This is a genomic window from Desulfobacula sp. (genome assembly GCF_021107415.1).
In genome coordinates, this window is the sequence record NZ_JAIOSW010000140.1 from 13,945 (window position 1) to 33,379 (window position 19,435).

Sequence of the window (19,435 nt, forward strand, 5' to 3'; positions counted from 1 at the left end):
ATCGGATTCATAATGTCTCCTTTAGATAATTTTTGATAAAAGAACCAATGACCCTGCAAGCCAGCAATAAGGGGCAAATAGATGAAATCTGCCCGAATGAACCAAAGTCAATAGTATTTTTAAAGCAATTAAGCCGGTTATAAATGAAGCAATTGTAGCATATATTGTAATGGAATCAATGGTCAGGCCGCTATCTATCATATCTTTTACACTCAATATCTGTGCACCCAATATGGCAGGGATTGATAACAAAAAAGAAAATTTGGCTGCCGTATGTCTGTCAAGCCCCAAAAACATCCCTACCGCAATAGTGGTTCCTGACCGGGAAATACCGGGAATAACAGCAAGCCCCTGACTCACTCCGATGAAAACCGCATTTTTAATTCCGAGTCCTTTTGTTTTATTTTCACTGAAATAATAGTTTCTGGAAACCCAGAGGATTGTTCCTGTCAGAATCAACATAAATCCCACCAGAACTTCTGAGGTAAACAAAACATGCTCAAATTGTTTTAAGACAAGCCCGATGATTGCTGTTGGAACCGAGCCGATTACAATTAAACCTGCCAAATGAAGATTTTCATCTTCATTTACCAAATGCGAAATTGGTTTAAACGAAACTGCTTTTAAAAAAAATCTAAAAACAGAAGATAGCATAGCCCAAATATCAGAAGAATAGATTACCAGGACAGCCAGAAGTGTTCCCATGTGAACACTGATATCAAACGGCAGTTGGGATTGGGTAATTCCAAAAAAAATCTGCCCCAGTACAAGATGCCCTGAACTGCTTACCGGTAAAAATTCCGTAAGACCTTGTATAATGCCAAGAATGATCCCCTGATATAATTCCATATTTTTTCAATTTTCTTCTTATTTATTATGGTCACAAACAGCAATCGTATATAATTCTTAACCCTAAATTGCAAGATATTAAAAAAAGACAGCAAAAGAAAGGTTGATTTAATGCCTATTCTTTTGTAAAAGAAACAGAAGAATTTTTAATTTAGCTATCTTTAATTAAACACCACTTTAATACTAACAAATCAAAAGGAGAAAAGAACTATGAGACTTTTAACGAAAAGCTTATTAACATTTTTTGCCTTCCTTTTTTTATTTGGATGTGCAGCAAAACAGATGGCAATACCATCATTTGAAGCAAAACAATTTGATAAAAGTATGTACGCTTCAAAAGTAGATAATTTCCTGATTCTCTTTGATGCATCAAGCTCTATGTCTGGGAAATTTAATGGAACGGAAAAATTTAATATTGCACAGGCACTTGTGTATCGGATGAATGATACGATTCCTGAAATGGGTCAGACAGCTGGTTTAAGATCCTTTGGTCATTCACCTAAAGTATCAAAAAATTCAACTGAACTATTTTATGGAATGGAAAAATACTTTTCCCATAATTTAGAAAATAATTTTGAAAAAATTACCGAACCGGGTGGTCTTAGCAAGCTGCATATGGCGTTCGATGCAGCAGGAACGGATTTTGAAGGGCTTTCAGGTGACATGAATGCTGTTATTATCATCAGTGATGGACTTCAAATACCCGCGCCAGTATTAAAATCTGCAAAAGCATTAAAGGCGCTCTATGGTTCTTCCATCTGTTTTTATCCGATCCTTGTCGGCGATGCAGAGGAAGGGAAAATCGGAGGAAAAAAGCTTGCGGAAATCGGAGGATGCGGGTTTTACTCAACCGCAGACCAATTGTTAACCAGTGCCGGTATGGCAAATTTTGTTGAAAAGGTATTTCTTGACAAAAAAACTGTTTCTGCTCCTGCTCCCGCTCCCGCCCCTCCTGCTGCCCCGGTGGTAACAATGAAAAAAGACAGTGATAAAGATGGAGTTTATGATGATGAAGATCAATGCCCTAGAACTCCCCTTGGTGCGACAGTCAATTCGGTAGGATGCTGGGTGCTTGACAATGTTCTTTTTGACTTTAATAAAGATGTAATCAAACCCCAAGCCTTTCCATTATTGGATAATGTGGCTGAAATCCTTGAAAAAAATCCTATCATGAGTGTTGAACTTCAAGGTCACTGTGACAATGTCGGCACTGCCGACTATAACATGGATCTTTCCATGAGACGTGCTTATGCTGTCAAAAATTACTTGATTGGAAAGGGAATCTTAAAAAATAGAATGGGAACAGAAGGGTTTGGATTTACAAAACCTGTTGCATTAAACGGTACTGATACAGGCCGTGCATTAAACAGAAGGGTTGAGATTAACCCGTATTAATTTAAAAAATAAACATGGGAAAGAACTGAATCCTTAAGGAACTGTTTCTTTCCCAGTTAAATTTTTTTGATCAATTTTTTTTGGTCAAATTATTTTCGATTAAGTTGTTTTCGGCCACAAAGAAATTTTATTTTCTTTGTGGCCTTTTTCTTTTTTTATTTTTTAATGCTTTATTCTTTAACGCACATCTGATTTATCAGATGTATAACCTGAAGGTTACACGTAACCTGAAGGTCACGCGTATATCACCTTACCCGTATTTTTGGTGCTGTATCCACCCAGAGACATGACCCGATCCTGAAATTTCCTGGTCGTAATGGTTTCAAGTAAAACCTGAACTTTTCGGGTCTTATAAAACCGGTCCGGGATAACCAGATCATACTCTTCGGTCACAACCGGGATAAAATCAAGATCAAGGGCCTGTGCTGCCGCCTGGATACCAAGCCCTGTATCCACTCTTCCTGAAAGAACAGAAACTGCCACAGACATATGAGTGTATTCGTCGTTTTCATAGCCTTGAATATCATCAGCTGATATTCCAAGTGTCTTCAGTTTATAATCAAATAAAATTCTTGTGCCTGATCCCGGCTGACGGTTGATAAACTGCAAATCCTTGTTTTTTAAATCTTCGATGGATTGAATATTTTTGGGATTTGTCTTTGGCACAATAAGTCCCTGATCCCTCATGACAAGATTGATAAGCCAAACCTTTTGATCCGGAAGATATTTTTTAATATATGATATATTATAGCTGCCGTCTTCAGGGTCCAAAAGATGAGCACCGGCCATATGGCAAGCGCCTTTCTTAACGGCCATCAAACCGCCCATACTGCCCACATGACTTGATGAAATGCTGACATCACCGCTGACTGATTTTATCTGATCGGCAAGTAGATCCAGGGTATTATCATGAGAGCCTGTAATCACTATGGTATTTTCAATGGAAGGTAAGGGCCGTAGCAATAGTGCCTGAACTTTCTCATTTTCTAATATGCCCTCAATATTTTGAGGAATCCTGATAATGCCGTCAGCTTCAGTCAGGGTGGTGATACTTCCTGCTCCTCTGGGCAATTGGGAAGACATCAATTTTCCGTCCACTGAACCGATTTTCACCCGTAAAAATTCTTCCTGGCCAAGTTTTGAAGCAATTTTCCTTGCCGGGGAAACCGGAACCAATGTCACTTCTCTTTCGGGAAGTTTTTGCATTTTTAACAGTAAAGGTCCTGCAAATTGTTCAAAGGCAACAATGGCCGATACAGGGTATCCCGGAATGCCGAATACCGGAGTATCAAACACTTTTCCAAACATCATGGGTTTACCGGGCATCATGGTAATCCCGTGGACATAGACTTCTCCCAGGGATGAAATCACAGGTTTTGCAAAATCCTCTGACCCGGCTGAAGATCCGCCAATAATACAAATTATGTCATAATCTTGTTTTGCAGATGTTTCCACAGCCCTCTTAATATTTTCAAGATTATCCTTGAGCATGGGATGACAGTCAAATTGCGCCCCATAATCTTCACAAAGCCCGCCCAATACAGAAGAATTGGATTCCACCACATCCCCGGGTTTGAGTTGATCTATCCTGATCTCATGCCATTGCTTGAGTTCCGATCCGGTTGGGATAATCAGAACTTTAGGTTGTTTATAAACATCCACTGTAAATATTCCACCCGATAAAAGTGCCCCAAGGGAATAAGAATTAATCCTGTGCCCTCTTGGGAACAGCAATTTAGTGGCCACAATATCTTCACCCATTTTTCTGACATGCTGCCAGGGAAACACCGGTGCCTCAATTTCAACATTGTTTTCATCAATAATATTAAGATGCTCGATCATAATAACGGCATTGGTGCCTTCCGGCATGACATGACCCGTATTGAGCCAGAATGCATTTTCACCAGGACAAAGACTTATCGGAGCATCCTCACTTGCCCCAAACGTGGCCTTTGCATCCACGGCAATGCCGTCCATGGCGGCCGCATGAAAATTGGGAGAAGAGACGGCTGCTATAGCTGGTTTTACCAGGACCCTGTCTTTAGAATTCACTACATCAAGGGTTTCAATCTTTGTCACATGATTTTCAAAAAGATCAAAGAGAATCTTTTTTGCCTCTTCAATGCTTTTCATATCAAGGTATACGTTTCTTTTGGATTTCATTGATTTGATCTCTTTCGTATTTTCATTTTTGGGTCTTCACTTTTGGATTTTTTCTATAAAAGAATAATATCTACCAAACTGTCTTTTTCCAGGCCTTCAACGTGATCACCGATTTCAAGGAGTCCGTCTGCATGAATCATGGTTCTGATCAATCCTGATTTGCCCAGAACCGGTTTTGCCAGTATCCTGCCGTCCTTGTTTTCTAACAGAACCCTGACAAAGTCTCTTCGACCCTGGGCAGACGATATATTCCGTGTCAATTTTGCTGGGATCCTGATAGTCCTGTCCTGATTGCCAAGGCCTTTAAGTTGGTTTAAAAAAGGAATGACCACAATTTTGAGTACCACCATGGCAGACACTACCTGGCCGGGAAGTCCCCAGACGGGTTTATTCCCGACTTTAGCGAGAATTGTCGGTTTTCCCGGGCTTACTGACATGCCGTGGACTAAAATATTCGTATCCGGTAAAGCCGATAATACGTCCACAGTAAAATCCCTTGTGCCCACAGAGCTTCCCCCGGAAATAAGTATCATATCCGTTTCTTCAAGGGCTTTTTCAACGGCTTTTTTCAAGGCATTTGGATCATCCTTGATAATACCGTAGAGAACCGGTATGGCATGTGTTTCCCTGATAAAACCCGACAGGGTATAAGAATTAATATCCCTGATTTTACCGGGAACGACTTGTGCTTCAATGGGAACGATTTCATCCCCGGTTGAAATAATGCCAACCTTTGGTATTTTATAGGCTTCAATTTGTACAAACCCGAGTCCTGCGGCAAGACCTGCTTCCTGCGGCCGGATAAATGTCCCTTTGGATAAAACGATCTCTTTTTTTGCAAAATCTTCCGAGGCATCAATCACATGCTGTAACGGGGCCACGCTTTTATAAATTTCAACGGAAAGCTCATCAATCTGCTCCGTATGTTCCACCATGACCACACTGTCCGCCCCTTTAGGGAGCATTCCGCCGGTTGAAATCTTGACCGCCTGGCCCAACTTAAGAGTGAAATCCGGAATATCACCCATGAGAATAGTCCCTGTTATATCGAGCCAGGCAGGGCCCGATTCCGAAGCACCGAATGTGGACCGTGCCACAACTGCATACCCGTCCATGGTGGCCCGTCTGAACCCCGGCATATCTTGTTCTGCAATCAGATCCCGGGCAAGGATTCTTGAAAAAGCCTCGGATACAGGTATTTTTTCAGATTCAACAGGAGAAAATTTTCCTGTCAGGGCCATCACCTCTTCAAGACTTTTTACTTTGAAAAAATGGTTCATTGTAATGCCTCTTTAAGTCTGTCCATGGCCTCTGTTACATTTTCAAGACTGTTAAATGCACTGATTCTGATATATTGTTTACCGCACCTGCCAAATCCGGCACCCGGTGTACACACGACTGAGGCACGACTTAAAAGCAGATCAAAAAAATCCCAGGAATCCCTGTCCTTTCCATCTATCCAGATATAGGGAGAGTTTTTCCCGCCAACATAATCAAAGCCAAGGGATTCAACAGTTTTTCTGATGATGTCGGCATTATTCAAATAATAGGAAATCTGGTCCCTGACCTGGACTTTTCCTTCTTCAGAATAGACGGCTTGTGCGGCTTTTTGAACCGGATAGGAGACCCCGTTGAATTTTGTACTGTGCCGCCTGCTCCACATGGCATGAAGGGATACTTTATCTCCCTTTGAATTAAAAATCATGCAGTCTTTTGGCACCACCGTAAACGCACACCGAGTCCCTGTAAATCCGGCTGTTTTTGAAAAACTTCTGAACTCCACCGCTACCTGCCTGGCCCCTTCAATTTCATAAATCGTTTTGGGAAGCTCTTTATCCCGGATAAAGGATTCATAGGCTGCATCAAATAAAATCAATGCTTTGTTTTCTTTCGCATAATCCACCCATACCTTAAGTTCTTCTTTTGTAGCGGTGGAACCAATAGGATTGTTGGGAAAACAAAGATAGATCAGATCCACTTCTTTGTCAGGAAGCCTGGGCATAAAATTGTTTTCTTTTAAACAATCCATGTAAACAATCCCGCCATATCTGCCGTCCTCAAACTCACCGGTGCGGCCGGCCATGACATTGGTGTCCAGATATACCGGATATACCGGATCAGGAATAGCCACTGTGATGTCCTTTGCAAACAATTCCTGAAAATTACCCGTATCACATTTTGCACCGTCACTGACAAATATTTCATCCGCCGCGATATCAGCGCCTCTGTCCTGGAAATCATTTTTTACAATTTTATCTCTTAAAAAAGCATACCCCTGGTCCGGGCCATACCCCCTGAATGTGGCATCATTGGCCATTTCATCAACCCCTTCATGAAAGCCTTTGACAACCGCAGGAACAAGAGCTCTTGTGACATCACCAATCCCTAACCTTATGATTTGTGCTTCCGGGTTTTTGAGTTGATATTCATCCACTTTTCTTGCAATATCTGAAAAAAGATAAGATGCTTTTAATTTATAGTAATTATCATTTGCTCTGATCATAAAACGTCCTTTCAAACTCTATATAATATTCAAATAAAAGTCTTAAACAATAGAAAACATATATCAATTCTAAGGTCGTGCTGTTATTTTTTTTATGTATGAGGGGAGAAGTTCATATACATCTTTAGGCGCTTTTACACTTCTCCTGTTATCAACCATTTTTTCTTCTTGAATTTCAGATGCGCTCATATTAATGGGATCGGGTTTATGCTTTAAGGTATTTCCCTTTTCATCTGTAAACGGAAGCACTAAAGGCCCGCTACTTTCAAGAACATACGCCATCTGCCCGTTTCTTAAAAAAACAACACTGCCGGGCGGATAGATCCCGATACTTTTAACAAATGCATGAAGAATATACTGGAGCATATGATCTTTTTTTGCATAGGATCTGAATAATTGGGTCACCACACTGATGGGGTTTATCGCCTCTTTATAACATCTTTTGGATGTCATGGCATCATAGATATCCGCCAGCTTGCAAATTTTTGTATAAAGCGGAATCTGCGTATATTTTTTATCAATGGGATAACATCTTTCTTCTCCGTCATAAAGCGGGGCATGGTGATAGTTAACAATACTTCTGATCACAGAATTTTTAATATGATTTTTATCCAAAAGGTTAACGCCATGTTCATAAGAATGCTTTTTTACTTCATCAAATTCAGTTTCCGTCAACCGGCCTTCTTTATTTAATATTTCATCTGGAACAATAATTTTCCCCATATCATGAAGGAAAAAACCAAGGGAAATATCAATGAGTTCATCAGAATAATAACAGGTAAATGAATTTATCTGTTTTTTGTTCTTTCCATCTTTTTCAAAGGGATTAAAAATATCAGAGGTCTTGGCTTTAAGCAAATCATCAACAACCCCTGAAAAATGCGTATTAAACTGGTTTAAGACTGCTGTTCCTATGGCGCAGACATTTATGGAGTGATTATACAAATATTCATCATATGAAAATATTTCCTGGGTCAAATAGGAAAAAGGATTATCCGCAACAACCAGAAAACTGACCAGCTCGGAGACATTGGCCTGCACTTCATCATAATCAAATTCACCACCGGTATCTTTTATATCGGTTAAAACCTTTTTAATGCTCTTTTTCGCATCAGTATACTTTATGGCTGCCTGTTTCTTTATTTCTTCAATTTCCAGCAGCTTCATCTCAATCTCATTGGTGGCGATATCCGGAAAGACAGTATCACTTTTTGACGATTCAATCACAGGTTCTGCTATTGTCCGTGTATCAGGATCTTTAAAATCCACCAATCCATCCGTATTTACATTAATCAAATTGCCGTCACCATCCCATAGACCACCATTAAAAGCGGCATTGACCGGGACCGAGTTAATGCCGTTGTCTTTAATGATTTCAAGAATCTTGACTTTCTCTACAAGAACATCCTTATCCAAAAGTAAGGTACTCTTTTTATTATAGATATCCACACCAGTCTTTATTTTTCCGCCGGTTCTGACAATTTCTATCAGATTATCAATGGAAATCCTTGTATTCATCTTCAAATCCTTTCAGCTTGTCTCCCATACTGCCCGTGCAAGAGATTTAAATTCCTCCACCGTCAGTGTTTCCGCCCTTCTTTCGGCATCTATCCCGGCTAATTCCAATGCATGAACAACAAAATGTTTTTTAAACTCAAACTCGCCACCTGTCATTGAATTTTTCAATGTTTTTCTCCGCTTTGAAAAAGCCGCCTTAATCACATTAAACAATACCTTTTCCTGTTCTTGATTAAACCCTTTGGTTTCAAAAAAATTAAATCTTAAAATGGTAGAGTCCACATCTGGTTTTGGGAAAAAAGATGATGGCCCGATTTGGGCAACAAAGCATACATCTGCTGCATATTGAACCACGGCGGACAGTCTTGAATAATCTCTTCCACCCGGAGATGCAATAATTCTTTTTGCCAGTTCTTTTTGAAACATTAAAAATGCCTTTTCAATACAGCTTCTTTCTTCAACCAGTCTGAACAGAATTTGTGACGAAATATTATAAGGAAGATTTCCTATGACCACAAGCTTTTTGTCTTTGGCCATCTCTTTTAAATCAACTTTGAAAATATCCTTATTGATGATCTCTACATTTTTTATATTTTCATTATCAAGCACTTGCTCTAAAAGGGGAATCAGACGGGAATCCTTTTCAACAGCCATCACATGGGATGCTATCTGTGCGATAGGGACGGTAAGGGCACCCAGGCCGGACCCAATTTCCAACACCCGACTATCTATTGATATTCCGATTTTTTCAACAATCATTTTTGCCGTTCCTGGATTTGAAAGAAAATTTTGCCCCAGTTCTTTGCCGGCATACAAGTCTCTTTGTCTTAACAATTGTCCGGGATGTATCATGTGATAACCCTTTGTTTCTTATCTGGTTTTTCCAAACATTACTTTCTTAAACAAACCTCAACAAAATTACTACTTGACTTTGTTTACCCCTGCAAGTAGTTACTATTATATACTGCAATAAAAAATTAGATTCAATAAGCAATACAAGTCAAAGCTGTTTTTACTAGTACTATAAACTTTGTTTCTCTTTAATTTTTATACCGTTACATGTCAACAATAACCCTTTTCTTTGGGAGGCTTATCATGGTAGAAAAATCGGAATATGGGGCTAATTGGGAAGGCTTCATAAAAATGCTGTTAAACAGGCTGGAGATTCCAACAAAAGAAGACATTATTTCTTTACATGGCAGACTTGACAAGCTGGAACAATTGCTTTATCAGAAACAACCGACAGCTAAAAAAAAGAGAGCAAAACCAACCATTAGACGGAAAAGTGCTTCTTCTATTTTTCTCGCTGTGATTGCAAATCACCCTAAAGGCACAAATTTTAAAACACTTAGGGCTGCCACCGGGTTTAATGACAAAAAACTGAGAAATATCATATTCAGACTGGATAAGATAAAAAGGATCAAACGGGTAAAACGTGGCATCTACAAAAAAGCTTAACCTAAAGGTCACACATAACCATAAAGGTCACAAGTAAAAGGAAAAACAAACAAAATGGAGAACGTTGTACTTAAACAGGGCCGGGAACTTTGCGGATATATCATAAAAGAAATTACACAGCTTGAAACCATTGATTCGATAATGGTTCAACTTGAGCACATAAAAACAAAGACAAAGCACATCCATATCTTAAATAAGGATAAGGAAAATACCTTTGGTGTATTTTTCAGAACGGTTCCCACAGATTCTTCCGGTGTGGCCCATATTCTTGAGCATACAGTATTGTGCGGGTCAAAAAAATTCAATGTCCGTGATCCGTTTTTTTCCATGATCAAAAGAAGCCTGTCTACATTTATGAATGCATTTACCGCGTCTGACTGGACTATGTATCCTTTTTCCACCCAGAATCAAAAAGATTATTACAACCTGATGGATGTGTATCTTGATGCCGCCTTTTTTCCAAAAATTGATGAGCTAAGCTTTAAGCAGGAAGGCCATCGCGTGGAAATCCTTGAAAATAAAGACAAGACTGTTGAACTTGAATACAAAGGTGTTGTCTATAATGAAATGAAAGGTGCCATGTCTTCACCCGGTCAGGTGATGGGAAGATCCCTGCTTTGTGCCCTCTACCCGGATACGACCTATCGAAATAACTCAGGCGGTGAACCCTCCCAGATCCCGAAGCTCACCTGGGAAAATCTTAAAGATTTCCATACCAGGTACTATCATCCGTCTAATTCATATTTTTACACCTATGGCAATTTACCATTGGAAAAAACCCTTTCATTCATCAATGAAAAAGTACTCAATCAATTTGACCTGCTGGATATAAATTCAAAAGTCCCATCCCAACCCCGGTGGGACACTCCAAAACAAACAACCCAAGCCTATGCTTACTCTGATCAGCAAGACATATCAAAAAAATACCAGGCTTGTGTGGCCTGGCTGACCTGTGATATCAAAGATTCCTTTGAAATCCTTGTCCTCACCGTTTTGGAACAGATTCTTCTGGGTAACGCAGCTTCACCCCTGAGAAAGGCCCTGATCGAGTCAACCCTGGGATCTGCCCTTTCAGATTCAACCGGATTTGATCCGGATAACCGGGATACCCTGTTTGCCTGCGGATTAAAGGACATCTCCAAAGATTGTGTACAAAAGGTGGAAGATATTATTTTTTCAACCATTCACGAGATTGCAGACAAAGGGATTGAGCAAAGCCTCATCGACTCGGCCATCCATCAGATTGAATTTCACAGAAAAGAAATTACCAATACCCCTTACCCCTTCGGCATAAAATTACTCCTCTCCTTTGCCAGTACTGTTATCCATGATGGAGATCCGGTTTCCTGCATTAATATTGATGATGACCTGGACAAGCTAAAAGAAAACATAAAAAAAGGCGGGTTTCTTGAAAACAAGTTAAGACAATATTTCCTTGAAAATCCTCACAGGGTTCTTTTCACCCTTGAACCGGATACTGGTCTTGAACAAAAAGAGATTGAAGAGACGAAAAAGGAACTTATAACTCTTTTAAAACAAATGACAGAGCAAGACCTTGAACAGATCAAAAAAGACGCTGAAACCCTTGAAGCACTCCAGGAAAAAGAAGAAGATGTCTCGGTCCTGCCAACTCTGGATCTTGCTGACGTGCCTTCCGAAATTGAAATTATAAAACCCGATACGATTAAAAATGTCAGGTTTTCCACCTGCTATGATAAGGCCACATCCGGCATATTCTATTTTACCTGTCCCGTAGGTGCCGGTAGTATCCCACCCGATCTTTTTTCCCTTGTCCCATTTTTCTGCCAATCTTTTACCAACAGCGGCACAAAGAAAAATTCCTATGACAAAATAGCAGAACTCATGGATCTTTATACCGGAGGGGTATCTATCTCAGCATTTTCAGGATCTTATTTTTCAAAAGAAGCTGCGCCCCACTCATTTCTTGCCGTCCAGGGAAAAGCCCTGGACAGGAATGTTGAAAAACTGTTTGATTTGATAAAAGAGTTTATTGAAGACTACAGCTTCCAGGATTTTGACAGGCTGAAAAGCCTTTTGCTGCAATACCGGGCCGGAATGGAAGCCTCCATTGTTTCAACCGGTCACAGGTATGCCATCTCCCTTGCCTCCAGGCATCTTTCAAAAGCCTCGTATATTAATGAGCTCTGGCATGGTATTGCCCAGTATCAACTCATCAAAGAGATTACCGAACAATTTAATACAAGTGATAATAAAAACAAAGTCCTTGAAACCCTTTCAAAAAACTTGATCAGAATGGCTCAATCCGTGTTAAAAAAGGGAAATTTCAAACCTGCTGTAATTGGTGGTTCAGGTTCTATCATACGCGCAGACAAACTATTTAAGTCCATCCATGATGATCTTTTAAATGATTCTCAACAATCTTCTTTACCATCGGCTTTTTTTACACCGGATATATCCTTTAAAGAAGATTTGCCCTATGACGGCTGGTATACCAACACATCTGTCTCTTTTGTGGGCCAATCCTTTAAAACTGTTCGGATTACCCATGAAGACTCCCCCGGGCTTGCAGTCATCAGTAAGATCTTAAGATCACTCTTCCTTCACCGTGAAATCAGGGAAAAAGGCGGAGCCTACGGCGGGTTTGCCATTTATAACACTGAAGAGGGAATTTTTTCATTCGGATCATACAGGGATCCCCACATTGCAAGGACTCTGGATGTATATAAAAAGGCCTGTGATTTTATTATCAATGGCGACTATTCCCAAACCGATGTCAAAGAAGCTATTTTACAGGTTTGCTCAGAAATCGACAAACCTGAAACTCCCGGACCTTCCGCCATGAAGGCCTTTTACAGAGATATCACAAAACTTGACGATGACATTCGCCAACACTTCAAGGATTCATTATTACGACTTGATAAAAAAAGAATCCAAACCATTGCCAAAAAGTATTTCACCATTAAGGATGCGCAAAAAGGAACAGCCGTCATATCAAGCAAAACAAAGCTTGAAGAAGCCAACAAACAGCTTAATGCAGAAAAAAAGCAATTAAACTTGTTTAAAATTTAACCCTGCTTATAATTCAAACAATCCGGCAAGCTTTTGTTGGGCATCATCACTGATTTCACCTCTGCGGCCGGCAATATCAAGGGTGTATTGTCCCAGCATCCGGTAGAGCTTTGAAAATTGCGGCAATTTTTTATCAATGTCCAAAAGATGCCTGGAAACGATTTCATTATCTCCACGGGCCACAGGGCCTGTGAGGGCATTGGTACAGCCCCTGGCCTTGATATTGTTCAAAGTCCCCATGATGAGCGGCTCTAAAATCTCATAAGCATCTTGTTCGGACAGGTCTGCTTCTTTGAGCAGTTCCAGGGCAAAATGCTCCAGGGTCACCAGATAGTTTGATGCCACCACAGCAGATGCATGGTACACGGTCTTTGCATGGGTCGGAATAGTAAATGAATTGGCCCTTAATGCATTAACAATTTCTTTTCCAAATTCAGTGGCGTCAGCATCCCCTTCAATAGACATATTAATGCCTTTAAACGGAGATTCCTGTCCTTGTTCATAGGGAGCAAAGGCCTGCAGCGGATGAATGGAACCTGTGCTTGCACCCATTTTTTTGGCTGACCTGAGGATGTCTGAAGACAAGGCACCGGACAGGTGGTAAACAAAAGAATCACTATTAAACCCATTTTCTTTAGCTATCTTTTCACACACGGGTTCAATAATGGTATCCGGCGTTGTAATAAAGACAAGGTCACAGGTCTTTACAGCATCCACAAGATTTTCATGCACCTGCCCCATGCCTGTAAATTCAAATGCTTTTTGAGCGGAATCACGACTTTTGCTTGAAAAGGCTTTTGGAATAAACCCCTGCTTTGAAAGAAATACAGCAAGATTTATCCCCAATCTTCCACACCCGATAACACAGAACTCCAGGCTTTTCTTATTTGTATTCATATTCTTTTGAGGGAAATTCCCTGCCCCTCACTTCTTTGATGTAGTGTTCAAGGCCCTGTTTAGCAACCCCTGCAATATCTGCATATTTTTTTACAAACTTGGGCAAAAAACGATCATTGATTCCCAGCATGTCATGAAGCACAAGGATCTGCCCATCACATTCAACACCTGCACCAATACCAATGGTAGAAATTTGTAATTCTTTTGTAATCTTTGCTGCAATCGCTGAAGGGATTCCTTCCAGCACGACAGAAAAAGCACCGGCTGCCTGGACATCTCTGGCATCTTTTAAAAGCCTGTCTTCATCCCTTTGAACTTTAAACCCGCCCATTTGATGGACAGACTGAGGGGTTAAACCAATATGAGCCTGGACAGGAATACCCGCCTTTGCCAGGGTATTAATAACAGGGCAGACATCTGCTCCACCTTCAAGTTTTACCGCAGATGCCCCTGCTTCCTTTAAGAACCGTCCTGCATTTTCAAGGGCCTTATCAAGGGATCCCTGGTAGGACATAAACGGCATATCACCGATAACCATAGAGTAGGCGCAGGCTCTTGATACCATGGAGGTATGGTAAATCGATTCATCCATGGTAACCGGAAGTGTATTTTCTTTTCCCTGGACCACCATACCAAGAGAATCACCCACCAGAATAATTTCAATTCCTGCCTGATCCAGCATACTGGCAAAAGGATAGTCATATGCTGTTAGGGCAGTTATCTTTCGCCCTTCCTGCTTCATTTTAATCAGTGTTGATGTTGTTACTCTGGGTTGCATTTTCTTTTTCTCCTATAGTTTATGATTAATATTCATTACACGGATATCATTATAAAATATATTTGCAATACTAAAATAAAACCGCCCAAGTTACAAGGCTCCTTACGAGTGGCTTTGTCGCCAATCATTATACTGGCACATTCCCCAAAGTGCTTTAACCGCTCTTTCAGGGGAGGGGAAGAACACACTCTTATATTCATACCCTTGCCGCCTGTAAAGAGTTTTGCTGATTTCATCGGTTAAAAGACTTACGCCCAGAACCGGTTTTTTATATTCTTGAGTTAATTTGATCACATATTGGGTATAATCCTCTTCAAATTGCAGGATCGAATCCTTAAATAATTGTGCCTGTGCCTTGTCAATATCCGGATCTGTTTTGCATACCGATTCAATCATGCTGTTGATCAGAACCCTTTTTCCATGGATACCCAGATGAATGACCGCATCGCACCCGTCCCATTTAAGCAGCTCTTCCAAACAGGTTTTGGGAATGTGAGGATCATTTTCTCCCACAATATCAACAGGGTTTCCATGGCTCCAGAATGGCGGCAGAATCTTGTTGAGCCGCTCAATAATATCCCGGGAAAGCTTTGGCACCTCAAGTCCGTGTTCCGCGCAAAGATCTGTTGTGATCACTCCCCAGCCACCCCCAAGGGTCATGATGGCCACCCGATTTCCCTTTGGCAGGGGCAGGGATGAAAATACGGCAGACAGATCCAGAAGTTCCATGGGTTGATCCACCTGGATAATACCGGCCTGCCTGCAGACAGCATCAAATACTTTTGTATCCGATGCCATGGCCCCGGTATGGCTGGAAGCTGCCCTTTCACCCATGCTGGTCCTGCCGCCCTTTAACACCACTACAGGTTTTTTCATGGATACCCTTGCCGCACTTTTGAAAAACCTTGACCCGTCTTTTATACTCTCAATATAAAGTACCACCGTTCTTGTCAGGTTATCAACCTCAAATGCTTCCATATAATCTTCAATCGTAACCATGGCTTCATTTCCCGAGCCTGAAAACGCCCTAATACCAATATCCTGCTGCTCGGCAAAGGCCAGGATCTGGGTTCCCATATTCCCTGACTGGCATACAAGGGCGGTAGAACCTGGTATCGGGTATGCATGGGCAGCGCAACAATAAAAATCAATGTGGGGATTGCATACCCCCATGGTATTGGGTCCAAAGATCAATATCCCGGCATCATAGGCCGCTTTCACCAGTTTTTCCTCTAATTTTGCTCCTTCTTCGCCCACTTCCCTGAAACCTGAAGTGATTAACAAAATCCCTTTAACCTGTTTCTTTGTTAAATCCGGTATCAGATCAATCACTTTATTTGCCGGTATGGTCACCACCGCCAGTTCAACATCCGCTTCAATCTCCAGAACGGATTTATACACCTGCCGACCGGTAATCTTGCCCCCCTTGGGATTTACCAGATAAACCTTTCCCTTAAAATCTCTGGACAAGGTATTGGTTAACAGCATATGCCCCCATTTTCCGGGAGTGGCCGATGCCCCGATAAAGGCAATGGATTTTGGATAATAACAGGAAGCAAGGTTTTTCAAGTCAATATCATAGGCCTTGTGGTTTTCTTCTCTCATCTTTTCTAATATAATCAGGCCGTCCACGGCAACAGGGGATCCGTCAGGCTGAATAATCAGAGGGTTGATATCAATTTCTTTGATATCCGGATATGCCAGGGCCATATCCGACAGTCCTTTGAGAATCGTTTTTACAGCTTGTTTATCTACTGCTTTTTCACCCCTGAAGTCATTTAAAAGCTTTTTTGAAGATAATTGTTCAAACATATCCTCCATGTCAGCATCATTTAACGGGGCGATTTTAAAGGCAATATCTTTTAAGGCTTCGGTCAATATCCCCCCCAGGCCAAATACAATGACCGGGCCAAACTGGGGATCTTTGAACATGCCGGCAACAAATTCTCTTTTCCCTGATACCACAGGTTGTATGAGAAAAGCCTCGATATCATCTTTTGCAGAATTTTTCATTTCCTTAACAGCATCAAGCACCTGGTCCTCGCTGTTCAATCCAACACGCACAAGGCCTGATTCTGTTTTATGTAGAATATTTGCGCCAATGCCTTTTAACACCATGGGAAAACCTGTTTTTTGACAGGTATCCAGGATGCGATTCACATCTGTTTCTTTCTTTTCTTCCACAACAGGAATATGAAACAATTTAAATATTTCTTTTGCCTCATCTTCAGGCAAAAATTTTAAAGGTGATAGTAATCTTGCATTGATCAGTTTTTGAACATCTGTCAGTTTCATTTATGCTTTTGCTCCGTTGAGTACAATATTTGCAATACCGGTTGATACCTCGTTAATATCAAGTTCTTTGCCAAAAATAATTTCCCCGAGACAGGCATGCTCAATGGCCCCCAATATCACTTTTCGTAATGTAAAGGCATCAATATCCTGTTTGAGTTCCCCGTTTTTTATGCCCTTCTCAATGATCTCAAGGATGGTCCGGGAATATTTACGAACCATTTCATAGGCACAAGAATCAAAAAAATCTGAAGAATTGCGCACCTCAAGCAGGAGAATTTTTGAAAAAATCCTGTTATCCGCATAACTTTCAAGACTTGAAAAAATAATGACTTCAAGCTGTCTAATACAGGTTTTTTCATTGGCTATCCTGCTCTCAATTTTTGACTGGAACTCAAAAAAATGTTCCTTTAATACCTGGTATAAAAGCGCTTTCTTATCTTTAAAATATTTGTAAATCAGTCCTTCGGTTACTTTTGCATTCCTGGCGATTTGTGCTGTGGTAATGGAATGAAAATCTTTTTGAGCCATAAGGAGGGAAAAAGATTTCATGATTTTTATTCTGCCGGGAGGGTTGGTTTTTCTTTTGTGCTTCATAGTACCCTTTTTTAAAAATAATATTGCTTATCAAAACAGCCGGGTATCAAACTCAGTATAAAAATTGGTAAGTAACACTTACTCACAAAACTTTACGCTTGTCAAGCACATAAAAATGACCAACTGACCAATGAGGTTAAAGAAAATTGTTTTATCGATGATGGATGCCTGTTATTATGAATAAAAAATTTCAGACGAATCACGGAGAACGTGTATGAGAAACTTTTTACTAAAACTGGCTGCAGTCAGGGGTGAGATCAAAGCAGATCTGTTGGTTAAAAATGCACAGATCATCAATGTGCTGTCCGGTGAAATCCATAAAGGAAATGTTGCTGTCATTGACGGAAGGTTTATTGGGTTCGGTGATTATGAGGCAAATGAGGTCATTGATGCGGACGGCCTTTTCATGTCCCCGGGTTTTATTGACGGACATATCCATTTTGAAAGTACCATGCTTACATTACCTGAATTTTCCCGGGCAGTACTTCAAAGGGGGAGTACCGCTGTTGTTATAGATCCCCATGAAATAGCCAATGTGCTCGGATTGGATGGAATCCGTTATGTTCTGCACAGCATCAGCCAGATACCTCTGGATGTGTTTGTCATGCTCCCTTCCTGTGTACCGGCCACACCGCTTGAAACATCGGGTTCCTCAATCACACACAGGGAGCTGTATTGTATGATTCAGGAAGAATGTGTTGCCGGGATCGGTGAAATAATGAATTTCCCTGCTGTGATCAAAGGTGAGGAAGAAGTCCATCAACGCATTGCCGTCGCCAAATGGAAAAAAGTGGATGGACACGCACCCGGTGTCAATGGAAAAAGCTTAAACGCTTATGTGTTTTCCAATATTGACAGCGATCATGAATCAACTACAGCTAAAGAAGCAAAAGAGAAACTGCGCAAGGGTATGCATATTTTAATCAGGGAGGGGACTTCAGAACGCAATCTGGCAGAGTTAATCAAGATTGTTACCAAAAAAAATTCATGGCATTTTTCCTTTGCCACAGATGATAAACATCCGGATGATCTGCTGGAAGAAGGCCATATCGACCATTCACTGAGAAAAGCCATTTCATTGGGGCTGGACCCTATTACCGCATATCAGATTGCCACCATAAACACTGCAAATCATTACAGGCTTAAAAATGTTGGTGCCATAAAACCGAGATACTGGGCTGATTTTGTTCTTCTTTCCGATTATAAAAATGTAAAAATTGAATCCGTATATAAAAAAGGGATTCCGGTTTTTAAAAATAAAAAATTGATCCGGTTTCCCGGTAACATACCGCCAACAGTGAGATCTGCAATGAATCCGGATGATGTAAGCCTGGAACAATTAAAGATTCAGGCAAAAGGGGATAAAATCCGTGTTATTGATATTCTGCCTAATCAGATCGTGACGGATGAATTCATTACAAAAGCAAATATTAAAAACGGATTTGTTGAGTCGAACATTACCGATGATATCCTTAAAATTGTGGTGATAGAAAGACATAAAGCCACCGGCCGGATCGGCAAGGCTTTTGTAAGGGGATTCGGACTGAAACAGGGTGCAATCGGTTCAACCGTGGCCCATGATTCCCATAATATTGTGATTGTCGGAACCAATGATGCAGATATGTTTGCGGCTTTTCAACGGATAAAAAAATTAAAAGGCGGGCTTGTTGTGATCAACGATGGTCAATTGGTGGCCCAATTGCCGTTGCCCATTGCAGGTCTGTTATCCACAAAAAAATTTGAAAAAATCGCAGCAGATTTGAAAAATTTGAAACAAAAAGTTAAAACTCTGGGCGGAACACATGACTCGCCTTTCATGATTTTATCTTTTTTATGCCTTTCAGCCATTCCCAAATTAAAAGTAACAGATCTTGGGCTGATAGATGTGGAGAATTTCAAGGTAACTTCTTTATTTACAGACTGAACCGAAAACC

General features: G+C 40.7%; 14 protein-coding genes. 4 read left to right on the forward strand and 10 right to left on the reverse strand.

Annotation, left to right across the window (positions count from 1 at the left end):
- Window positions 1-21 precede the first annotated feature (21 nt).
- Window positions 22-849 (reverse strand): undecaprenyl-diphosphate phosphatase, encoded by an 828-nt coding sequence (locus tag K8S13_RS07325; protein ID WP_291461602.1) that lies wholly within the window; start codon window positions 847-849, stop codon window positions 22-24.
- Between the two features lie 210 nt (window positions 850-1,059).
- On the opposite strand from K8S13_RS07325, the gene K8S13_RS07330 reads away from it, so the two are divergent.
- A complete protein-coding gene (locus tag K8S13_RS07330; RefSeq protein ID WP_291461603.1) occupies window positions 1,060-2,244 on the forward strand; it encodes an OmpA family protein in 1,185 nt (394 codons plus the stop codon).
- Between the two features lie 234 nt (window positions 2,245-2,478).
- Here the strand turns inward: K8S13_RS07330 and K8S13_RS07335 are convergent, their stop codons facing one another.
- The 5 genes from K8S13_RS07335 to rsmA all read right to left on the reverse strand — a co-directional run bounded on the left by K8S13_RS07335 (window position 2,479) and on the right by rsmA (window position 9,280).
- Window positions 2,479-4,407 (reverse strand): molybdopterin biosynthesis protein, encoded by a 1,929-nt coding sequence (locus K8S13_RS07335; RefSeq protein WP_291461604.1) that lies wholly within the window; start codon window positions 4,405-4,407, stop codon window positions 2,479-2,481.
- Window positions 4,408-4,460: 53 nt separating this feature from the next.
- Window positions 4,461-5,687, reverse strand: a complete 1,227-nt coding sequence (gene glp / locus K8S13_RS07340) for a gephyrin-like molybdotransferase Glp (RefSeq protein ID WP_291461606.1) — start codon at window positions 5,685-5,687, stop codon at window positions 4,461-4,463.
- Entirely contained in the window at window positions 5,684-6,910 is a 1,227-nt protein-coding gene (locus K8S13_RS07345) for an LL-diaminopimelate aminotransferase (protein ID WP_291461609.1), read from the reverse strand. Before K8S13_RS07345 ends, glp begins: the two co-directional genes overlap by 4 nt.
- Window positions 6,911-6,979: 69 nt before the next feature.
- Window positions 6,980-8,428, reverse strand: a complete 1,449-nt coding sequence (locus K8S13_RS07350) for an HD domain-containing phosphohydrolase (RefSeq protein WP_291461611.1) — start codon at window positions 8,426-8,428, stop codon at window positions 6,980-6,982.
- 12 nt (window positions 8,429-8,440) lie between these two features.
- Window positions 8,441-9,280: a 16S rRNA (adenine(1518)-N(6)/adenine(1519)-N(6))-dimethyltransferase RsmA gene (gene rsmA, locus K8S13_RS07355; protein WP_291461612.1), complete on the reverse strand. Its 840-nt coding sequence runs from the start codon at window positions 9,278-9,280 to the stop codon at window positions 8,441-8,443.
- A 243-nt stretch (window positions 9,281-9,523) separates the two neighbouring features.
- On the opposite strand from rsmA, the gene K8S13_RS07360 reads away from it, so the two are divergent.
- Both K8S13_RS07360 and K8S13_RS07365 read left to right on the forward strand, forming a co-directional pair.
- Window positions 9,524-9,886, forward strand: a complete 363-nt coding sequence (locus K8S13_RS07360) for a hypothetical protein (RefSeq protein ID WP_291461613.1) — start codon at window positions 9,524-9,526, stop codon at window positions 9,884-9,886.
- 54 nt (window positions 9,887-9,940) lie between these two features.
- The gene (locus tag K8S13_RS07365) at window positions 9,941-12,937 is read left to right on the forward strand and encodes an insulinase family protein (RefSeq protein ID WP_291461614.1); all 2,997 of its coding nucleotides are present in this window, start codon (window positions 9,941-9,943) and stop codon (window positions 12,935-12,937) included.
- A 6-nt stretch (window positions 12,938-12,943) separates the two neighbouring features.
- Here K8S13_RS07365 and K8S13_RS07370 read toward each other — a convergent pair whose 3' ends face one another.
- From K8S13_RS07370 to K8S13_RS07385, 4 genes are all read right to left on the reverse strand, one after another.
- Window positions 12,944-13,834, reverse strand: a complete 891-nt coding sequence (locus K8S13_RS07370; protein ID WP_291461616.1) for a Rossmann-like and DUF2520 domain-containing protein — start codon at window positions 13,832-13,834, stop codon at window positions 12,944-12,946.
- The gene (panB, locus tag K8S13_RS07375; RefSeq protein WP_291461617.1) at window positions 13,821-14,612 is read right to left on the reverse strand and encodes a 3-methyl-2-oxobutanoate hydroxymethyltransferase; all 792 of its coding nucleotides are present in this window, start codon (window positions 14,610-14,612) and stop codon (window positions 13,821-13,823) included. The genes K8S13_RS07370 and panB overlap by 14 nt, the downstream gene beginning before the upstream one ends.
- A 102-nt stretch (window positions 14,613-14,714) precedes the next feature.
- Window positions 14,715-16,907, reverse strand: a complete 2,193-nt coding sequence (locus K8S13_RS07380; RefSeq protein WP_291461619.1) for an acetate--CoA ligase family protein — start codon at window positions 16,905-16,907, stop codon at window positions 14,715-14,717.
- Window positions 16,908-17,501, reverse strand: a complete 594-nt coding sequence (locus K8S13_RS07385) for a TetR/AcrR family transcriptional regulator (RefSeq protein WP_291461620.1) — start codon at window positions 17,499-17,501, stop codon at window positions 16,908-16,910. It abuts the gene before it with no gap.
- A gap of 214 nt (window positions 17,502-17,715) precedes the next feature.
- On the opposite strand from K8S13_RS07385, the gene ade reads away from it, so the two are divergent.
- Window positions 17,716-19,425 (forward strand): adenine deaminase, encoded by a 1,710-nt coding sequence (gene ade / locus K8S13_RS07390; RefSeq protein ID WP_291461621.1) that lies wholly within the window; start codon window positions 17,716-17,718, stop codon window positions 19,423-19,425.
- The last annotated feature ends 10 nt before the right edge of the window (window positions 19,426-19,435 follow it).

Bases quoted from the DNA above. Each gene is read 5' to 3' on its own strand.
- panB (WP_291461617.1), bottom strand. From the start codon at position 14,612: ATGCAACCCAGAGTAACAACATCAACACTGATTAAAATGAAGCAGGAA.
- K8S13_RS07335 (WP_291461604.1), bottom strand. From the start codon at position 4,407: ATGAAATCCAAAAGAAACGTATACCTTGATATGAAAAGCATTGAAGAG.
- K8S13_RS07360 (WP_291461613.1), top strand. From the start codon at position 9,524: ATGGTAGAAAAATCGGAATATGGGGCTAATTGGGAAGGCTTCATAAAA.
- K8S13_RS07350 (WP_291461611.1), bottom strand. From the start codon at position 8,428: ATGAATACAAGGATTTCCATTGATAATCTGATAGAAATTGTCAGAACC.
- K8S13_RS07345 (WP_291461609.1), bottom strand. From the start codon at position 6,910: ATGATCAGAGCAAATGATAATTACTATAAATTAAAAGCATCTTATCTT.
- K8S13_RS07325 (WP_291461602.1), bottom strand. From the start codon at position 849: ATGGAATTATATCAGGGGATCATTCTTGGCATTATACAAGGTCTTACG.
- K8S13_RS07385 (WP_291461620.1), bottom strand. From the start codon at position 17,501: ATGAAGCACAAAAGAAAAACCAACCCTCCCGGCAGAATAAAAATCATG.
- K8S13_RS07370 (WP_291461616.1), bottom strand. From the start codon at position 13,834: ATGAATACAAATAAGAAAAGCCTGGAGTTCTGTGTTATCGGGTGTGGA.
- rsmA (WP_291461612.1), bottom strand. From the start codon at position 9,280: ATGATACATCCCGGACAATTGTTAAGACAAAGAGACTTGTATGCCGGC.
- K8S13_RS07365 (WP_291461614.1), top strand. From the start codon at position 9,941: ATGGAGAACGTTGTACTTAAACAGGGCCGGGAACTTTGCGGATATATC.
- K8S13_RS07380 (WP_291461619.1), bottom strand. From the start codon at position 16,907: ATGAAACTGACAGATGTTCAAAAACTGATCAATGCAAGATTACTATCA.
- ade (WP_291461621.1), top strand. From the start codon at position 17,716: ATGAGAAACTTTTTACTAAAACTGGCTGCAGTCAGGGGTGAGATCAAA.
- K8S13_RS07330 (WP_291461603.1), top strand. From the start codon at position 1,060: ATGAGACTTTTAACGAAAAGCTTATTAACATTTTTTGCCTTCCTTTTT.
- glp (WP_291461606.1), bottom strand. From the start codon at position 5,687: ATGAACCATTTTTTCAAAGTAAAAAGTCTTGAAGAGGTGATGGCCCTG.